Origin of the sequence: Rhodopirellula islandica (assembly GCF_001027925.1) — a bacterium.
Taxonomy (GTDB): domain Bacteria; phylum Planctomycetota; class Planctomycetia; order Pirellulales; family Pirellulaceae; genus Rhodopirellula; species Rhodopirellula islandica.
This window is the reverse complement of the sequence record NZ_LECT01000055.1, coordinates 163,090-177,854: the sequence shown is the minus strand read 5'-3', so window position 1 is coordinate 177,854 and position 14,765 is coordinate 163,090. Positions and strand designations below refer to the sequence as shown.

General features: G+C 59.2%; 11 protein-coding genes. 4 read left to right on the top strand and 7 right to left on the bottom strand.

The genetic code is table 11. From position 1 onward, the window contains the following. Nucleotides 1-520 precede the first annotated feature (520 nt). The 5 genes from RISK_RS27790 to RISK_RS27770 form a co-directional block, all read right to left on the bottom strand. The gene (locus RISK_RS27790) at nt 521-844 is read right to left on the bottom strand and encodes a hypothetical protein (protein ID WP_236696786.1); all 324 of its coding nucleotides are present in this window, start codon (nt 842-844) and stop codon (nt 521-523) included. 135 nt (nt 845-979) lie between these two features. Then, nucleotides 980-4,387 carry a hypothetical protein gene (locus RISK_RS27785; protein WP_047817576.1) on the bottom strand — a complete coding sequence of 1,136 codons (3,408 nt, stop codon included), beginning with the start codon at nt 4,385-4,387 and terminating at the stop codon, nt 980-982. Then, a complete protein-coding gene (locus RISK_RS27780) occupies nt 4,381-4,905 on the bottom strand; it encodes a KdsC family phosphatase (RefSeq protein WP_047817575.1) in 525 nt (174 codons plus the stop codon). The genes RISK_RS27785 and RISK_RS27780 overlap by 7 nt, the downstream gene beginning before the upstream one ends. 19 nt (nt 4,906-4,924) lie before the next feature. Beyond that, on the bottom strand, nt 4,925-6,052 hold the full coding sequence (locus tag RISK_RS27775) for a KpsF/GutQ family sugar-phosphate isomerase (protein WP_236696784.1): 1,128 nt from the start codon (nt 6,050-6,052) through the stop codon (nt 4,925-4,927). A gap of 446 nt (nt 6,053-6,498) precedes the next feature. Beyond that, nucleotides 6,499-7,422 carry an RDD family protein gene (locus RISK_RS27770; protein WP_047817573.1) on the bottom strand — a complete coding sequence of 308 codons (924 nt, stop codon included), beginning with the start codon at nt 7,420-7,422 and terminating at the stop codon, nt 6,499-6,501. On the opposite strand from RISK_RS27770, the gene RISK_RS27765 reads away from it, so the two are divergent. Beyond that, entirely contained in the window at nt 7,416-9,038 is a 1,623-nt protein-coding gene (locus tag RISK_RS27765; RefSeq protein ID WP_047817572.1) for an Nramp family divalent metal transporter, read from the top strand. The genes RISK_RS27770 and RISK_RS27765 overlap by 7 nt on opposite strands. 224 nt (nt 9,039-9,262) lie before the next feature. Here RISK_RS27765 and glmM read toward each other — a convergent pair whose 3' ends face one another. Next, on the bottom strand, nt 9,263-10,606 hold the full coding sequence (gene glmM, locus RISK_RS27760; protein ID WP_047817571.1) for a phosphoglucosamine mutase: 1,344 nt from the start codon (nt 10,604-10,606) through the stop codon (nt 9,263-9,265). Between the two features lie 227 nt (nt 10,607-10,833). On the opposite strand from glmM, the gene RISK_RS27755 reads away from it, so the two are divergent. Genes RISK_RS27755 through RISK_RS27745 form a run of 3 tightly spaced genes read left to right on the top strand, consistent with a single transcriptional unit; the run spans nt 10,834 to nt 14,274 of the window. Further along, nucleotides 10,834-12,528 carry a formylmethanofuran dehydrogenase subunit A gene (locus tag RISK_RS27755; protein ID WP_047817570.1) on the top strand — a complete coding sequence of 565 codons (1,695 nt, stop codon included), beginning with the start codon at nt 10,834-10,836 and terminating at the stop codon, nt 12,526-12,528. Continuing rightward, nucleotides 12,521-13,525: a formylmethanofuran--tetrahydromethanopterin N-formyltransferase gene (fhcD, locus tag RISK_RS27750; RefSeq protein ID WP_047817569.1), complete on the top strand. Its 1,005-nt coding sequence runs from the start codon at nt 12,521-12,523 to the stop codon at nt 13,523-13,525. The genes RISK_RS27755 and fhcD overlap by 8 nt, the downstream gene beginning before the upstream one ends. Beyond that, nucleotides 13,522-14,274 carry a formylmethanofuran dehydrogenase subunit C gene (locus RISK_RS27745; protein ID WP_047817568.1) on the top strand — a complete coding sequence of 251 codons (753 nt, stop codon included), beginning with the start codon at nt 13,522-13,524 and terminating at the stop codon, nt 14,272-14,274. Before fhcD ends, RISK_RS27745 begins: the two co-directional genes overlap by 4 nt. Before the next feature lie 46 nt (nt 14,275-14,320). Here the strand turns inward: RISK_RS27745 and RISK_RS27740 are convergent, their stop codons facing one another. Next, complete coding sequence (locus tag RISK_RS27740) at nt 14,321-14,749, bottom strand: hypothetical protein (RefSeq protein WP_201778970.1); 429 nt, start codon at nt 14,747-14,749, stop codon at nt 14,321-14,323. Between the last annotated feature and the right edge of the window lie 16 nt (nt 14,750-14,765).

Here is a 14,765-nt window from a genome sequence, read left to right as displayed (position 1 = left end):
ACGATCGAATAGCAGCTTGCGATGCAGATCGGAATCTCCCAGCGAGATCCAAAATTCACCCTTGACGAAAAAACCTACATAGCAGCGACGACAGCCGGCAGAAAACAAACCAAGCAACAACATCCAGTTTGGATTCCTCTGTCACCGCTCCGCGGTTCGGCCGCTTGGACACAAACAGCACCGGCCGCAAGGTCACCGGCATATCACCGCCCCAACGTTCGATTGGGCAACACGTCCGCGCAATCGTCACGGAGCGGCAGATCGTGCCAGCCATTTCGTGCCGATACCGAGCCACATCATCCACGACGGCCCCGTCCGGGGCGACATCGTGAGGGGGCACCAACGGTCCCGGGGCTTCCGCCCCGAGCTACCGATGTCGGCCCCTCCGGGGCGAATTTCCCTGCATGGTGGGTGGATGGCACCATCCGGCAGCCCATTTGAAAATGCATCTCTCGCAACTTGGAGTGGTTGCGAATCTGTTGCATCAGACGATTGCGTTCCAATAATCGCAGGAGGGAATTCAGGATGCTCTTGCGACGGAAGCGGGCTTTTCCACGGCGACGTTGTTGTCGATTCGCCAAAGGACTCCGGCTTGGCGGATTGAAGGCACCAATTGCCGTCTCAATTCCAAACTCGGCAGCGTGCCGCCCAAAACGACCTTCGATTCTTGGACGGTGATCTTCAACTTGCTCGCATGGCGGCCGAGTGACTCGTGCTCCTGGAACATGCCCTCGATGCGCTGCAGCGTGCGCTGGACCTGACACTCAGACTGGGTCGCTTCCAACAGTTGGCTCATGACTTCGGTGCCCGTGGTGGGATGGAGCGGTGAACGCAGGGTTTTCACCCGTTCAAAATCGACATGACAACTCTGCACCCCAATTGGTGTGCACGACGAGCAAGCGGGCCAGCACAGGATTGAATGCAGAGAATGCTCTCCATAAATGCAATCTTCGTACCAGTTGTTCCGTTTATCCGGCGACTATCTCTGAGCGGGTCGATTGTTCAGCGAAGAGATGTCGCCCGGCAACACCTTGAAAGTCGGCATCGACAGAATCTCCATCGTCTTCAATCGCATCGTGGCGTGGCCCACTTCCAGATTCAGGCCAGGCTTGCCGAGCGCCGTCGTTTGCTGCAATCGAGCCGGACGCGTGGGTGCCCCAAACACTGTGAACAAGTCCTTGGCCGCGGCGTAGCCACAGCGGTCGGCGGTGACCGTGAACGCCGATTTATCGGTCCGAGTTCGAAACAACACCCCGCCCGAGGCCTCGATTTCCCACGCGGTGGTGGTCGTGCCCATGGTGCGTTGCCGAAACGGAACACTGGGATCGACCGCGATTCGCAGGGCATCGCAATCGATGGTGGATTCGCCTTCCGACAACAAATCCATTCGGCTGGCGTCCATCAACGTCTCAAAGTCCGGCAGGTTTTGCTGGGCCACTCGCACGCCTCGACGAAACGTCAACGTTTTGGCCAGCAAGTCGCCTTGCATCGATTCCTGGAAGATCAGGTGCACGCCCATGATCGTCGGCTCGGAGCGTTCTCCCGCTCCCGAGGCCGAAGCATTCGGGTCCTCAATCATGCCGGGGTTCCAAGCCGACGATCGCGAATCCGGTGCACCGTTTGGTGAGCCCGTGGCGTTGCTCGCAGGATGGGAATTGGCAGGCGCATTGCTGGTCAACAAATTGCCGCCTTTCGCGTTCCGCAACCAAGCTCGATAAGAACCTGGGCCCGGCGCGATGATCATTCCCGAGGCACCCTCACTGGTCGAAACCGGAGCGACACCGGCGGCGTTCTGCACGGCTGGGTTGGGATCCGCCCCCGGCACCCACGCGAGGCGAGAGGTTTGCAGATGATGCCGCGACTCATGCACACCATCGCGAGCGAATTGGTCCACGGTCAATTCCACCGGTTGCGATCCGGTTTGCACCAATGCAATTTCGGCGATGCCGGACTTTTTGAAACTGGCGGGTGTTCGCAGGTGGATCGGGTCGGTCAGCGTCCACATCAACTGATCGCCACGCATCTGAATCTCGTTGGTCGATTCGTCTTGGGTGATCACCGTGTCGAGGACCACGCCGCCCGCAAGCGTCGCGACCTTTCCGTCGAACGTCAGTGAACCACCAAAGCGACAACGTGGGGGCCGCGACCACCGCGCCGTCGATTGCGATGGGTTGCGAGAAGCGACCGAAAGCGATGGCAACATGTGCGATGGCAGCACAAACTGCCCCGCATCATTGACCCACACAAAGTTGTCTTCCGGTCGAACTTGGATTTGAGGACCAATGAAATAGCCGTCCCCCATCTGAAGTCGTGCCGGAACGCTGGGCGTGCCAGTCAGTTCCATCACATCGCTGCCACCACCATCCCGAAAACGCAGTTTCTCTCCCGTCAGTGTGGCCAACAAGGTCGCCGGAACGGTGCTCGCACCGCTGTCAGGAATCGGTGTCTTCGCAACGCGAGTTTTCATGGGATGCGTGACTTCGACTCCGCCGGTCACGCTGAGGTCCGTTGCGGTCAAGTCTCCACCGTCCATCGACAACGTCGCCGCCACCATGTCACCACGGATCGTCGCTGGCTGAGACGGGTTTGGATTCGAACGATCACGAACGGCGGTGTTGGACGAATCAGGTTGCCGGACCCAATTGCGGATCGGATCGTCGCTCTCTTGATTCCCTTGTCCGTTCTGGGCTTCTTTTCCATGTTGAAAGAAAAGATGCATGCGATTCGTGCGGGCACGCAACGACGACGAATTGATTTGCACGTTGCCGATTGCTGCCAGGCTTTCCGGCAACCATTTTTGGTCCAAGGAACCCTCCGAGTTTTGAGAATCCCCCAAACGCTTGGGTTTGACATCGGCAACGGGACTCAGGATGCCTTCGACGCGGTCGGCCAAGAAGGATCCGCCATCGGCCAACATCGCCTGCAATTGGCCTTCGCACCAGACCGCGAATTTGACCTGCATTTGATCGGTGGTCGCGATGCCTTGCGGTTCAATTTGCAATCCGTCTTGCCAAGCGAACGAACGCAACGCGGAATCCGCGGCATGGTGAAACACCCGTCCGCTACCTTCGACCGTGATGGTTCCCAATTGCTTGGGCTCGGCCGGATTGAATCGATACCGGATCTGCGACAGAAAGCCTTCCAAGTCGCCACGCTGCAGTCGCACATAGTCTCGGTTGGGATCATTGGCCGCCGCACTGTTTGGCTGAACCGCGCCAGCGACATCGCCGGCCGAAACGGGATCCGCGATCAACCAACCTTCCACCGGATCGAACAGAACCCGGCCGGCGGTCATCCCAAACGCTTGTGACCGAATGTCCATTTGCACGGGAGAACCGGTCGCTTCGACGCGATCGATCCAGTCCATGGCGTCATCACGCCGCAACTTCGAGTTCAGGGGGTCACGCAGCGTCATCACCAACGAGTCACAACGAAAGCGGTCGATCCAATCTTCTCGCGGTGGCGAAATCTGGTTGGCCGTTTCGATCGCGGACGCGGGCAATCGCATCAGTTCCACGTCTTGATTCAGACTCAATTGATCGAGCGCAAAGTCATACTGAATCATGTTGCCACAACGGACTTCGACCACGCCCTTGCGATCGTCTTGTGACGGGTCGTGTGGGTCATCCAGTGGCAACGTTAGTTTCTGCAGGTACACCAACTCCATGCGGTCCAAGGTGCCGGTGACGTCGTTGGATCGGCCGGCGGATGCGGCCAAGTGCAAGGTCAGCACACGCCCGATCATCGTGGCCCGTCCGACCTGCATGTGAATGGGGTCGTTGGTCCAAATCGTGCGGCGATCGATGCCGACGTTGGACGTCCGAATGTGCAGCACGGAATCCCCTGCGTCCTTGGGATTCGGAGGCTCGGCGGCGATCCCACGCACCTGGTAGGCCGACGAAGCGATTTCGGCCGCGTCGCCAGTGGGCAGGGTTGATCGCTGGATGATCACTTCGCCGCGAAGTTGACCGCGTTCGATCGAAGGTGCGACACCGCTCATCACATCCAACGGGGCATCGAATTTGATCGAAGCACCCTCGGAGGCGGTGATCAAGATCGGCTCTTTCGAACCATCCTCATTCAGGCCGCGACCGATGACGATCGTGATCGGTTTGAGTTCCCACGTCTGACCGTCTTTTTGGGTGCATTCTTGGCACAGCAGCATCCCGTCGTCTGTTTTCAAACGAATCGTGCGACCGCGTTGCCAATCCGTTTCAGCAAACAAGTCATCCAAGTTGCCATCGCCACCACTCACTTTGGTGGGAGCGACGGGCGCAGCGACGATTTCGGGCGGCGTCAGCCATGCCGCCACGGTGACTTGATAGAGACCGGCCGCTGCCACCAACACACACAGGCCGACCAAGTAGTCGCGCAACTGCGTCAGCATGGAGGGTCTTTCGAAAGGGACGGCCAAGTGTTTCCGGCTCGCATCAGACGTTCGATCAATTCACGAACCGCGCCCGTTCCACCCGGCAAACGCGTGATCCAGTGCGCGGCCTCGCGAGCATCAATGGCGGCGTCGTCCGGTGCAGCGGCCAACCCCACCCGGCGCATCACCGTGATGTCGGGAACATCATCGCCGATGTAACACACCTCTTCCGGGGTGACCTTCATCACCGACATCATCTCGGTCGCGGATTGCCATTTGTCGCCGGAGTTCTGCACGACATGCTCAATGCCCAATTCCTTGGCCCGACGCGCCAAGGCGTCGCTGTGACGAGCCGTGATGATCCCAAACTGCAGTCCCGCATTCATCCAGGCTTTGATGCCATACCCGTCGCGAACATGAAACGTTTTTGTCTCTGCTCCGGTGGAGTCGTAATACAGTTTCCCATCACTCAACACGCCATCGACGTCCGACAAAATGCATTTGATTTTGCCGGCGATGTCACGATCTGAAATCATTGGATGGCGAGAGGACAAATCAGTCTCCAGAAGTGATGGGGATACAGCGAGGCCCATCTTCACCGGATGAGTCGTCTTGATTGGACGAGGTTGAGACGGGGATGGTGGGGGTCATTTGGCGAACATCGCCCGTCGCGACCAAGTCGGTGATGTCGATCACCCCGATGGGGCGTTGATCCGAATCCACCACGGGCAATTCACTGATTTTGCGTTCTGACAAAATCTCAATTGCCCGCGGCAGACGCTCGTCGTCCGCGACACAAATCGGTTGCTTGGTCATGAACTGTTCGATCGGTTCGTCCAAGCTGGTTTCTTGACGCTGTTGCAACAACCGTGCGAGATCACTGTCGGTGAAGATCCCGGCTAGTCGGTCGTTTTCGTCGAGCAACAGAATCGCCCCACTTCGACGTCCGGCACCACCCACCATCATGGCTTGGCGAATGGAGATCGTTCGCGGCGCAACCCGGCATTCGGACAGTGGACGCATGACTTGCCGCACATCGGCCAGCTTTCGTCCCAAGGCACCGCCGGGATGAAAACGAGCGAAATCATCGGGAGTGAACCCGCACAGTCGTGACGCCAAGACCGCGATCGCATCTCCAACAGCCAACATCACCGACGTGGAACTGGTGGGAGCCAACCCATCCGGGCAGGCCTCGCGGTGGCGTCCGATTGGGACGACATGATCCGCCAGCATTGCCAGCGGATTCTCTCGGTCTGCGGTGACGGCGATGATGCCGCAGGCCTGATGTTTCAGGTACTCGACCACGCGAACGACTTCTTCGCTGCGTCCAGAATTCGAAAAGGCGAACACCAAATCCTTGGACTGCACGCGTCCCAAATCACCATGCACGGCTTCGATGGGGTGCAAAAAGTGGGCGGGTGATCCGGTGCTGGCCAACGTTGCGACCAGTTTTTGAGCGATCAAGCCAGCTTTCCCGACCCCGGTCAAAATGATCGATCCTTCGCAGCGACTGATCCAAGCGGCGGCTTCCGCGGCATCGGACGAAGCGATCGCGGCGGCTTTTTGGATGGCGTCGGCTTCTCGCAGCATCGTCTCACGGACCAAACGAATTTGGTCCAACGGCGAAAGCGGCGTCAACGTCGAAATGGACGTGCCGTGATTTGGTTGAGGTTGTGGGGCCACAATCGCGTCCTTGCTCTTGTCGCGGGTCGTCGGTGCCTCGAACGCGGTTTCGGGGCATTCTCAACGCGCGACGATAGCGAAAACGGCGACGGCGTCGCAAGTCGAACCCGCGACGGCGTGAAACACAAAAACACCAGTCGCAGGGAACGGGCCCGAACGCGCTTCGATTTCGGCACAAGCTCGCTGGTGTTTCAGTGCTTCCTGCGAGAACCGAGTGCAAATCACAACCCGACGCGTGAGCGAGGGACCACATCGAGTCCTTCGCTCACCGGATTCTGGATTTCGTTGTTGGTTGGCCGATATCCATCACTCTGACGGGCAAGAGTGCCCATCCCACTTGCGTTAAAACGTCGTTGACGCCCAAACCGACAGCCCACAAGCCGCCTGGTTCGCGTACGAGAGGACTCGTCACCTCGCCCACCACGCCAGTCATCAACGAGGCGTTTCTAAGCGGTTGTCGCCGGGGCAACCATGTCCCGAATCAGAGGGCTGTAGCCGGCCAATGGCCCCAAATCCGCGGGTTCCGCGTTTCGTTCCGCCAAGAATGTCTTGTAATACAGTGCGATCATCAACAAATCGGCGTCAATGTCGGGCCGAAACTCAAATCGATCGATCAAAGGAATCGTCAGGTGCCGGGCGATTTCTCGGCGTCGTGCGGGGGTCAAGTAGTGCCGTCGCTCCGCGTAAATGGCCAGCGTCCTGGCCATGCTTCGCGAAATCGCGTAGTCGCCGGGAATGAACGTGGCCAGAGGTGCGACCCGGGGATCATCGATTTTCGCAACCGGCAATTGCCACGTTTTTTCATCGATGATGACCATCGTGCCGCTGGCGATGTCACCCAATCGCTGCATCCGGCGCGTGCTGATCACGCAGATCAGCCCCACCATGCCCGTGGGAATCAAAAACATGGGCGGAATGCTCTCATCCACACTGCTCAGCGCCGCGACGGGCGCCAAATCGGCGATCCGAAGCAGATTGCGAAGCACCGCTCGTTTCCCATTGATCGGGCACCCATCGACATCAATCACCCGGATGCCGCAGGCCCATTTCCCAACGGTACGGCCATTGAAAAACGCTTCCAGTGCCGCCCCATAAAACCAACTGACCAGAAAGTAGCTGATGATTCCCGCCGCGAGGGCGAAGGAACCAAGGCTTTGCAACCCCGACAGGCCGATGAACAGCAGCAAGAACAACCCGATCGCGGCGATCACCGCGGCTCGCACAAAGACATCAATGATGTAAGCCGGCAGCCGCCGAAATGGACCGGCCAATTGATACTCAAACGCAATGTTCTCCGGCGTGACAACACCGATGGTGGTGTCGAGCGGTCGCTGGGATTCAGCATCGAGTTGATTTTCATCGCGTGGCATGGTGGTGCTACTATATCAAGCTTTCCCCCCTGCATCCCACCTCTGTTGTCGAACGCGAGCACGTTTTGAAATCCCCAGAATCGGAACGCCGAGATCCGCCCACGCACTGGTGGCGGATCCTCACCAACATCGGTCCAGGGCTGATCATCGCTGGTTCGATCGTCGGCAGCGGAGAATTGATCGCGACCACGAAAACCGGTGCCGAAGCCGGGTTCACCCTGCTGTGGCTGATTCTGCTGGGATGCGTGGTCAAAGTTTTCACACAGGTCGAAATGGGGCGATACACGCTGACCAGCGGCAAGACGTCCCTGCAAGCGTTCAACGAACTGCCGGGCCCGCGTCTGGGACGCCATGGCAATTGGCTGGTCTGGGCCTGGGCCGTCATGTGGTTGGCCAGCATCGGTCAACAAGGCGGGATCGTCGGCAGCGTCGGCCAAGCGGTCGCACTCACCATGCCAGCGACCGCTCACGGCGTCTCAGAAAACCAAGTCGCCGACGCGGAGCAGTTGCTGACCTTCGAACGCTACGCGGTCCGATCCGAATCCGAGCGTTCCACCGAGGAAGCCCCCACGCGTCTCCAAGAACTCGACCACCGCGAAGCCGAAGTGGTCGCGTTGCGGTTGGCGCACGAACTGGAACACGGCAAAAACGAACCGCCCGACATCAAACTTTGGGCAACGGTCATCACGATCGCGACCAGCATCCTGTTGTTTGTCGGTCGGTATGGGTTGATTCAAACCTTCAGCACGGTCCTGGTCGGATCGTTCACGTTGCTGACCCTGATCAACTTGTTCTTGTTGCAGGGCGAGGTCGATTACCGCGTCACGGCCAGCGAATTCTTCTCCGGATTGAAGGGGGCCCTGCCCGCCTCAGAAAACGGCGGCACAGCGCTGGCGACCGCCTTGGCCACGTTTGGCATCATCGGTGTGGGTGCCGGCGAGTTGATCGCGTACCCGTATTGGTGCCTCGAAAAAGGCTATGCCAAGTTCACCGGCAAAAACGATGGCACACCACAGTGGCGTGAGCGTGCGGCGGGATGGATGCGAGTCATGCAGGTCGACGCCTGGGGATCGATGCTGGTCTACACCTTTGCAACCGTCGCGTTTTACTTGCTCGGCGCCGCGGTGCTGCACCGTGTCGGGTTGAACCCAGAGAAGTCGGATTTGGTCCGAACGCTGGCCGTGATGTATGTGCCTGTGTTCTCCAACTGGGCGGCGGCGTTGTTTCTGTTTGGCGCAATCGCGGTTCTGTACAGCACATTCTTCGTCGCCTGCGCCGGGCACGCACGCGTGTTCTCGGATGCGCTGCGAGTCGTCGGATGGATCGACGACAGCCAGGCGACGCGAGACAAATGGGTCCGCGGTCTCGGTGCGTTCTTCCCGATCATGAGCCTGGGGTTCTACATCGCGTTCCCGTCCCCGGCGAAACTGGTGTTGATCAGCGGCGTCACCCAGGGCGTGGTGTTGCCACTGATCGCTGGGGCGGCCATTTGGTTCCGCTACAAACGATCGGTCGACGGCCTGCGTCCTGGCAAACTGTGGGATGGGATGCTGTGGTTGTCCGGCATCGCGATGCTGATCACCGGCGTCTGGACGATCTTCGCCACCGTGACCTGACACCACGTCGCCGGATTCGCCAAGGATTCGGAACGCACGCGAGCTTGTTAGAATCCGAATTCTGGCGAATCCGGCGACGTTGTTTGTGCACCAAGTAGGCCAGGTCATTACCTGGCACCTCAGCCGATGCTTTGGCACAAAGCGAGGCGTCCCAACGCTCGGTCGGCGAGCGTGAATCTGGCCGGCCAATCAGCATCGCCAGGTGGAACCTGGCCTACGGTGAGTTAACCCAGCAACTCAGCGGCTTGGTCACACAGCGACGATGCTTCGTCCGCCGTGGGGGCTTCCGCGATCATGCGGACAATCGGTTCGGTGTTGCTGCCGCGGACCAACAGCCAACGATCCGACCATTGCAAACGCATTCCGTCGCCACGGGTTGCTTCCGCGTCGGTGAACTTGGCTTCCAACTTGTCAAAGACCGCCGGCAAACGTTCGGCTGACACACCGGCTTTGCTCTTGTGGATGCTCAACTGCGGAAGCTCGTCGGCCAGTTCGCTCAATGGTTTTCCGGTTCGCGCCAAGAGTGCCAACGTTTGCGCCATGCCAACGAAGCTGTCGCGAACGTAACCCACCGTGGGATCGATCGGACCGCCGTTGCCTTCGCCACCGTAAGCGGCCTTCTTCGCGATCATCAAATCGCAAACGTTGGCTTCGCCCACCGCGCTGCGAAACGTCTCGACGCCGTGCTGCTCTGCGATCAACGTGCTCATCGAACTGGTCGCCCCGTTGATCACGATCGGACCTGAGGTGCGACCGGTTTCCATGGCTTGCCGAACACACAACGCCAGCGTGCATTCTTCGCCGATGTAGCGTCCTGTTTCGTCGATCAACGCCAAGCGATCCGCGTCGGGGTCTTGGCAGAACCCCACCACACACTGGCGTCCCGTCACATCCGCGGAAATGCCTTGCAGGTTCTCAGCAGTGGGTTCGGGCGTGTGAGCGAATTTCCCCGTCGGTTCGTGCCCCATCGCTTCGACGGTGCACCCCAACGCTTCGAGCAATCGCACGCCGAGCAGACCGCCCGCACCGTGGTTGCTGTCGATCAGCACGCGAAATTGTTTGGCCTTGATCGCATCGACCTCAACCGTCGCCAGCACTTTCTCGAGGTGCGCGGCGTGGGGATCTTCGACGGAACTGACCTCACCGATCTGGTCGTAGGTGGCCCATCGATTGGTGCCCGCAAAGTAGGCGTCTCGAATCTTGGCTCCGGATTCGGCGTCGAGGACTCGCCCGTCGCCACCAAACAATTTGATCCCGTTGTATTCCGGTGGGTTGTGGCTGGCCGAGATCGCGATCGCCCCGACGGCTCCCAGTTCGCGAACCAGCACGCCGATGGTGGGTGTCGCGGCGACGTCCGCATCAATCACATCGCGTCCGGAGGCCGTCAGTGCGGAAACAATGGCACTGCGAAGCATCGGTCCCGTCGTGCGTCCATCGCGTCCAATCACGATCTTGCCTTCGGGCATCGATGCCGAGAACGCGGCCGCGAAACGCACGGCGACTTCGGGCGTCAAGGTCTCACCCAAGATGCCACGAAGACCACTGACACTGATAATCAATTCACTCATAGGACACACAAGGAGATCGGATCGAGGAGGTGGAGAGAACAAATCTGAACGGAGATGGAACGCGGTGACGTTGACCAGGAACCGCCCGGCGGCTGGCCTTCTGTCACTGGGTTCAGGGGGAGCATCGTACCAGGGACACGGGAATTCGCGTATATTCCCGCCGAACATTCATTTCCTGCGGCAGCGTCCATTCGCCTTCCGCGCTTCGCGATCGTCATTTCATCACCATGCTCACATGTCTCCAAGGAAGCCGGCTGATCGACCCGTCGGCACCAGGAGCCAAACCGGGTGGCGAGATCGCGGACCTGTGGTGGCGAGACGGTCGCCTCGTCGCGGCACCTGAACCAGGAACGGTCGCGGATCAAATCATCGACGGCAGTGGCTGCATCACGATGGCGGGCGGCATCGATCTGCACACGCACATCGGCGGTGGAAAAGTCACGCTGGCCCGCATGTTGCTAGGCGATCAAATGCCGCCTTGGCGAGAAGCGACAGGCCTCGCTGGAGAAGACGCCGCCTCATGCGAGTTCCTTCCCTCGGCTTCTGTGACCGCCTCGCGTTACCTGGACATGGGCTACACGACGTGCTTTGAGCCCGCCGTGATCCCCTGCAACGCCCGATCGGCTCACGCGGAAATGGCCGACGTCCGGGGACTCGACACCGGTGGGTATTGCTTGCTCGGCAACGACGACGTGCTGTTGCGATTGATCGCCGATGAGGAACCTCAAGAGGTCATCAATGCGTATGTGGCTTGGATGGTCCAGGCGACTCGCTGCATCGCGGTGAAGGTCGTCAATCCAGGTGGCATCAACGCGTTCAAGTTCAACGAACGCGAGATGGATGTCGACACGCGGCATCCCCAGTACGGTATCACGCCCGGCCAAATCATTCGCGTGCTTTGCCGAGCCGTGTCCGAGATCGGTCTGCGGCACCCCCTGCACATCCACTGCAGCAACTTGGGCGTGCCTGGCAACATTGAATCCACGTTGGCAACCATCCGAGCCGCCGATGGTTATCCGATTCATTTGACCCACGCTCAATTCCACAGCTACGGCGTCGAAGGACCGTACAAATTTTCTTCTTCAGCAGCGAAGTTGGCCGATGCCCTGAAAGCCAACCCGAACGTGACGCTGGACGTCGGACAGATTCAATTTGGCCAAACGGTCACGATCAGTGCCGATGCCATGCATCAATTCGATCACCGCAAACTCGCGAAACCTCGCAAGTCAGTGTTGCTGGACATCGAATGCGAAGCCGGTTGCGGCGTGGTGCCATTCAAATACGCACGCCGTGAGTTTGTCCACAGCTTGCAATGGGCGATCGGGTTGGAATTGTTCCTGATGGTCGATGACCCCTCGCGAGTTTTCTTGACCACCGACCATCCCAACGGCGGTCCGTTCACGGCTTACCCGCACCTGATCGCCTTGCTCACCGATCGTTCGCTACGAGAAACGGCGCTCACTGAAATTCACTCCGACGCCGCGGCGGCCAGCTCACTGGCGGGCATCGATCGAGAATACACACTCGACGACATCGCGGTGATGACACGGTCCGCACCGGCCTCGATCCTAGGGCTTTCCGATCGAGGTCGATTGCAGCCGGGATGCATTGCCGATGTGGTTGTGTACGAACAGGACACGAACGTCGAAACCATGTTCCGCACCCCGCGGGATGTCTTTAAACAGGGCGTTCGGATTCGTTCACGGGGTCAAAACATGGACGCTGGAGATTCCATCCCACGAGACAACACGTTGGCCGCGTCGGTCGAAGTCGACCCAACCTACGTCCCCAAATTCCGCGAATTGCATGCTCGCACAGGCACCTACGCGTTGGACCGATTGCAGATTTCCCAAGGTGAGATGGACGACGTGATCGGCACGCGTTTGATCGAAACCAATGGATCGGAGAACACAAATGGCTGACTCCGCCCAAACATCGAACCGATTCTCGATTGCCGGTGTTGCGGTCGAAGACACCTTTGCCGAAGCCTTTGACATGAAGGCCACCCGGTTGATCGTGACGGCGGATGATCGACGTTGGTGCGAGGAATCCGCGACGGCGATGTGCGGGTTTGGAACCAGCGTCATTGCCTGCGGTCTTGAGATCGCGGTGGAACAAACGCTGGCACCCGAGCAGACTCCAGATGGACGCCCCGGCGTCGCGATTTTGGCGTTCGGCATGTCGGGCAAAGATCTCGAAAAGCAAATTCCCCGACGAGCGGGCCAGTGCGTTTTGACTTGCCCCACAACCGCTTTGTACGGTGGCATCCCAGGCGGCCGTGAGGTGCATCCCAAACGAGTCCCGATCGGGAAGTCACTGCGATACTTTGGCGACGGGAACCAAATCAGCAAGCAGATTCAGCACTTGGATGCGGATGGCAAATCGCGTCCGGTGCGGTACTGGCGGATTCCCGTGATGGACGGAGAATTTGTTTGCCAGCACGACGTTGGCCGGGTGGATGCCATCGGCGGCGGCAACTTCATCCTGGTCGGACGAAGCATGCAGTCTGTGACGATCGCCAGTCGTGCTGCGATCGATGCGATGCGAGAGTTGCCCGGCATCATCACACCCTTTCCCGGCGGAACGACTCGCAGCGGTTCCAAAGTCGGATCGAAATACGCCGCGTTGTTTGCATCCACCAACGACGCGTTCTGCCCCGCACTTCGAGAAATCACACCGTCGGCACTCCCCCCCGAAGCCAATGCGGCGATCGAAGTCGTGATTGATGGACTGTCGTTTGATGAGATCGCAGAATCCATGCGAGTCGGCATCGCTGCCGCTTGCCAAGCCGGTGCTGCCGAAGGATTGATGAGCGTGTCGGCGGGCAACTACGGCGGCAAACTGGGCCGACACCATTTCAAACTGCACGAATTGTTTCGCGACCAATCGCCGTCCTCTGATTCGGAGGCCGGACAATGAGCCAAATCACATTGCGACTGCGATCCGCGTTGCGTGCGCCACTGGATGCGTCGCGAATTCGGCTGGATGAATGGGTTCAACTCTCGGCCAGTGAGATCGAACGGTTCGAGTTGCCGTCTCGATCCGGTCCGATTGCGATCGGTGAGCTGTTTGAGGTCTCCCTGCAATCCGATGTCTCGATGCCACGATTGGTCATCGATGGGTGTTTGCGACACGTTTCAGGAATGGGTTTCCAACACAAACTGGGCGAGATCATTTGCCAGTCCGACGTGGGCGATCATGCGGGAAGCTGCATGCTGGGCGGCCGCATCGTGGTGCATGGCAACGCGGGTCATCACCTCGGTTCGCCGCGAGGCGCCCGCAATGTTGGCATGAACGGTGGCCAACTGATCGTGCGAGGTTCCGCCGGCGATGACGCGGGCCAGCGGATGCGTCGCGGTGAGATTTGGATCGATGGCGATGCGGGGCAACGTCTGGCCACGTGGCAGGTGGCTGGCACGATTGGCGTGGCTGGAAAATGTGGCTCCAACATTGCCTATGGAATGCGTCGTGGAACGTTGATCTTTGGCCAGCAACCAACACTCGATGCAAATCGTTTTTCAACACCGATTCCACTTCGGTCGGCGTTTGTTGGGTTGCTCGGTCGGAGCAGTGGTGCCAGTTGGCTGACGCCTGAATCCTTGCGATCACTCCGTGTCTGCCGGGGCGACCGTCACATCGACGGTCGCGGCGAAATTTGGATGCCGTAGGAGGCGAGTCCGGTGGAACCGGATCGACGTTGGCTCGATGGTCGAATCAGACTTCGGCCAATTCATCGGACTCTTCTTCGCTCCAGCTCTCTTCGCCTTCGATTTCGTCGTTCAGGCCCAACTCTTCGAACTGATCGTCCGACAGCTTGACGTAGTTCAACGAACGCAACACTTCCAAGACTTCGCTGCACGTTGGGAACATCCGCCCCGAGTCACGCTTGTAGTCGTCCATCGCCTTCATGAACTCGACTTCTTGGTCGCTGTAGTCGCGTTCGCAAGTGGTCGGGTCAATGTGACGACGGCGTTGTTTCTTTCGACGTGGCTGATCCATCATCCCCGCATCGCTTGCATCGGCATTGCCGTCGCGGCGTTCGTTGCGACGACGATCGATGGTCACGACTTCGTCACTCACTTTGCTACCTTTGGTTTTGCTGGCGGTCGAAGTCTTGGACGATGATTTGACAGTCGTTGGCATGGGTTTCCTCGTGCAA

Bases quoted from the DNA above. Each gene is read 5' to 3' on its own strand.
- RISK_RS27745 (WP_047817568.1), top strand. From the start codon at position 13,522: ATGAGCCAAATCACATTGCGACTGCGATCCGCGTTGCGTGCGCCACTG.
- RISK_RS27755 (WP_047817570.1), top strand. From the start codon at position 10,834: ATGCTCACATGTCTCCAAGGAAGCCGGCTGATCGACCCGTCGGCACCA.
- fhcD (WP_047817569.1), top strand. From the start codon at position 12,521: ATGGCTGACTCCGCCCAAACATCGAACCGATTCTCGATTGCCGGTGTT.
- RISK_RS27740 (WP_201778970.1), bottom strand. From the start codon at position 14,749: ATGCCAACGACTGTCAAATCATCGTCCAAGACTTCGACCGCCAGCAAA.
- RISK_RS27780 (WP_047817575.1), bottom strand. From the start codon at position 4,905: ATGATTTCAGATCGTGACATCGCCGGCAAAATCAAATGCATTTTGTCG.
- RISK_RS27785 (WP_047817576.1), bottom strand. From the start codon at position 4,387: ATGCTGACGCAGTTGCGCGACTACTTGGTCGGCCTGTGTGTGTTGGTG.
- RISK_RS27770 (WP_047817573.1), bottom strand. From the start codon at position 7,422: ATGCCACGCGATGAAAATCAACTCGATGCTGAATCCCAGCGACCGCTC.
- glmM (WP_047817571.1), bottom strand. From the start codon at position 10,606: ATGAGTGAATTGATTATCAGTGTCAGTGGTCTTCGTGGCATCTTGGGT.